At 68.8% G+C, this 3,723-nt stretch carries 2 protein-coding genes; both read right to left on the bottom strand.

The window, feature by feature from the left end; genetic code table 11:
- On the bottom strand, positions 1-263 hold a 263-nt coding region (locus tag B7G54_RS37595; RefSeq protein ID WP_133059270.1), incomplete at its 3' end, for an ESPR domain-containing protein.
- Between the two features lie 148 nt (positions 264-411).
- On the bottom strand, positions 412-3,657 hold the full coding sequence (locus B7G54_RS37590; protein WP_425266540.1) for a GLUG motif-containing protein: 3,246 nt from the start codon (positions 3,655-3,657) through the stop codon (positions 412-414).
- Positions 3,658-3,723 lie beyond the last annotated feature (66 nt).

Genomic DNA, 3,723 nt, shown 5'->3' with positions numbered 1-3,723 from the left:
TGCTGGTTGATGGACATCGACCTGCCGTCGTTCTCGCGAACGATGTCGGCCTTGCCGGCGGTGATGTTCTCGCCGGTGGGCAGCGCGAAGGCGGGCAGCGAGGTGAAGCCGAGCAGCGAGAGGGCGGCGGCGGCGCGCTTGGCGCTGCCGGGCTTGGCACGGCGGCGCGCGGTTTCCCCGACGGCGCTCCAGCATCCCTGGGTCTGGTTCCAGACCAATGCGTAGGTCTTGTTCATCGTTTCGTTATCCAGATTGATTTTCATGAACCCGGCCGGCCGGGATGGCCGGCCGACCGGAGGGGGCGACCGGCGGCCTCGCGGCCGCCGGCGACGAGCGGTCAAACTGCTCGCATCAGGCGACGGAATCCGGTGCGCCGCTCAGGCGGCGGAGCCGGAACCGCCCGGGTTCACATCAGGGCTTCACTTGACCGTAGTTCACGCCGACCAGTGCGCCGTAGGATTGGTCGTAGCCCGCCTTCACGTCGACGCGGCTGGTGCTCGTCGAGCCGTAGATGCGGCCGAAATTGCCGCCGACGAGGCCGCCCAGTCGCGCGTAGCGGCCGCCGGAGACGGTGCCGCTCGACGACGACGCGGTGATGGTGCCGCCGTTGCTGCCGACGAGGCCGCCGACGTAGCTGGCGTCGCCGCCCTTGGCGGAACCCGTCGCGCGCGACTGGTCGACCGTTCCGGTCAGGCTGCCGACGAGGCCCCCCACCTTGCTCTGCATGCCGGCTTCGACGTCGCCCGACGCCGCCGACCGCGCGATGGCGCCGTTCTCGTTGCTGCCGACGAGGCCGCCGGCCGACGAGAAGTCGCCCGCCTTCACCGCGCCCGTGGCGCGGGAATCCGCGATCGTCCCGGTGTTACGGCCTGCCAGTCCGCCCGCGTAGCTGGATTGACCGGCCAGGACCTTGCCGTTGGCACTCGCCGTGCGGACGATGCCCTGGTTGAACCCGACGAGGCCGCCTGCCGTGCTGCCGTTCAGAACGGTGACGCTGCCCGATGCGTTGGACGAATCCAGCGTGCCGGTGTTGATCCCGGCAAAGCCGCCCGCGGTGCTGTTGTAGCCTGCGGCCACGTCGCCGGATGCGTCGGATGCCTCGATGGTGCCGGCATTCGTGCCGACAAAACCGCCGACCGTGCTGTTGTGGTCGCCGGCCACGTTGCCGCTGGCCAGGGACGTTTCGATGAAGCCGTCGTTCGCACCCGCGAAGCCGCCGAGCGTCGATTTGCCCGTGGCCCGGACATGGCCTTGCGCGTCGGATGCGTGGATGCGACCCGTCTTGCCGTTGCGCCCGGCGAAGCCGCCGGCGAGGCTGTCGGTGCCTGCCACGACGTTGCCCGTCGCGGTCGACGCGTCGATGTCGCCGTCGTTGTAGCCGACGAAGCCGCCCGCCACTGCCTTGCTGCCCGCCGTCACGTTGCCGTTGGCCTGCGACTTCAGGATACGGCCGCTGTTCGTGCCGACGAGGCCGCCGACCGTGCTCGATGCGGCCGCGAACACGTCGCCGTCGGCCGTGGATGCGTCGATGTCGCCCAGGTTCACGCCTGCGAGGCCGCCCGCGACGCCATGCTCGCCGACGCTCACCTTGCCGCTGGCGCGCGAATGGGCGATGGTGGCCAGGTTGAGGCCGACGAGCCCGCCTGCCACGGCATTGTTGCGCGCGGTCACGCTTGCGGACGACGACGACTGCTTGATGATGCCGTTGCCGTCGTTGATGCCGACGAGCCCGCCGACCATCGACTGGTTGCCTGTCGCGTTCACGCTGCCGGCGCTCGACGAGCGCTCGATCATGCCCGTGTTGTGACCGACCAGGCCGCCCGTGGCGCCATCGTGCGCGGCGTTGATGCGGACGTCGGCATGGCTGTCGCGGATCGTCGCCGATACCGGCGGTTTGTTCAGCAGCGTCAGGTTCTCGCCCACGAGGCCGCCGATTGCCAGTGCGTAGCGATCGCCGTCGATGCGGCCGGACACCTTCGCGTGCTCGATCGTGCCGCCATAGTTCGACCCGACGAGGCCGCCGATAATCGCCGGCCCCGTCGCCGAGACCGAGACGTTTTCGGCCGTCACGTTCGAGATCACGCCCGAGTTGCTGCCGGCGAGCGTGCCGACGGAAATCTGCGCGCCGTACGGCAGACCGGATGCGGTCGTCGTGATGTCGCGCAGGTTGAGGTTGGCGATACGGCCGGCGTTATGCGAGAACAGGCCGACGGCCGTCTGGCCCGGATTGGAAATCCGCAGGCGCGAGACCGTGTTGCCGAGGCCGTCGAATACGCCGTAGAACGCACGGTCTGCGGCGATACTGCGGAAGCTCGTGTTTGCGCCGTCGATCGTGTTGCCGATCACGTAGCGGCCGCCCGGGTTCGCGTCGACGTTACGCAGGTCGGCAATCGTGTGCAGCACGGTGTAGTCCTCGCCGTTCGAGCGGAACGACGCGTTGTCGCCGGACAGTGTCACGGCAGCCTTGTTGTTCAGCGTATGGCCGTTCTTCGAGTTGAGCTCGAGGTGTGCGTTGCGGCCGGTGAGCTTGACCGCGTCGTTGATGCGGATCCGGTCGGCGGCGTTGACGTTCAGGCTGGCGTTCGTGCCGGTGGCGGACAGCGTCTGCTGCAGATCGACGTTGCCCTTCTGCGATGTGAGCGTGAGCGCGCGATCGCTGTTCCACGCGACCGGGCCACCGACCGTCAGGTCGCCTTGCGTGTTGGTCAGTGCGACGTTGGTGGTGTCGAGGTTGCGCGACAGCGTGTCGGCGCCGATCGAACGATCGCCGTTCACGCCGGCATTGGCGGCTTCGATGGTCCAGGTGCCGGCGGTGTCGCCCGCGCGCGTGTCGACGCGCGTATCGGCGGCGACATCGACGCGCTCGCCGCGCGTGACGATCGAGCCGGCCGGTGCACCGGCTTCGGCCGCGCTCGTGTCGAGCGTGCCGGCGACCTTGACGGTGCCGCCGTCGAGCGTGATCTTGCCGGCGCGGCTGGCGAGGCCCTTTGCCTCGATGGTGCCGGTGTTGTTGACGACGGCGCTCAGCAGGTTGCCCGCTGCACGCGCGGTCATCAGCACTTCGCCGCCGTCGGCCTTGAGCAGGCCGCCGTTGGAGGCCTGCGCATCGACCGCGCCGCCTTCGACCTGCAGGCTGAGGAGATCGTTGCCGTCGAAGTTGACCTTGAACGTGTTGCCGGCGCCGAGCGCGACGCGGCCCATCTTGGCCTGGATCACGCCGTTGTTGGACACGCGTGCCCCGAGCAGCGCGACGCTGCCGCCGTCGGCGGCGGCGATGTGGCCGTCGTTGACGATCGACGCGGTGGAGTTGCCGGAGAAGCGATAGTTGCCGGCGAGGAAGTCGGCGTCGGCGATGTTCTGGGTGGATGCAACGAGGCCGCCGACGTTGATCTGCGCGCCGGAGCCGAACAGCACGCCGTTCGGGTTGACGAGGAAGACCTTGCCGTTGGCGTCGAGCTGGCCGTGAATCTGGCTGCCGTTGTTGCCGACCACGCGGTTCAGTGCGATCGACTGCTTGCCGGGCTGGAGGAACGACACGCGCTCGTTGCCGGCGATGCTGAAGTCGTTCCAGTTGGTGATGAGCTTGTCGGTGTGCTGGTTGATGGACATCGACCTGCCGTCGTTCTCGCGAACGATGTCGGCCTTGCCGGCGGTGATGTTCTCGCCGGTGGGCAGCGCGAAGGCGGGCAGCGAGGTGAAGCCGAGCAGCGAGAGGGCGGCGGC

It is taken from the genome of Burkholderia puraquae (genome assembly GCF_002099195.1).
In the GTDB taxonomy this organism is placed as follows: Bacteria; Pseudomonadota; Gammaproteobacteria; order Burkholderiales; family Burkholderiaceae; genus Burkholderia; species Burkholderia puraquae.
Note: the sequence above shows the minus strand (reverse complement) of the source record. Positions and strands in the feature narration are given on the sequence as shown.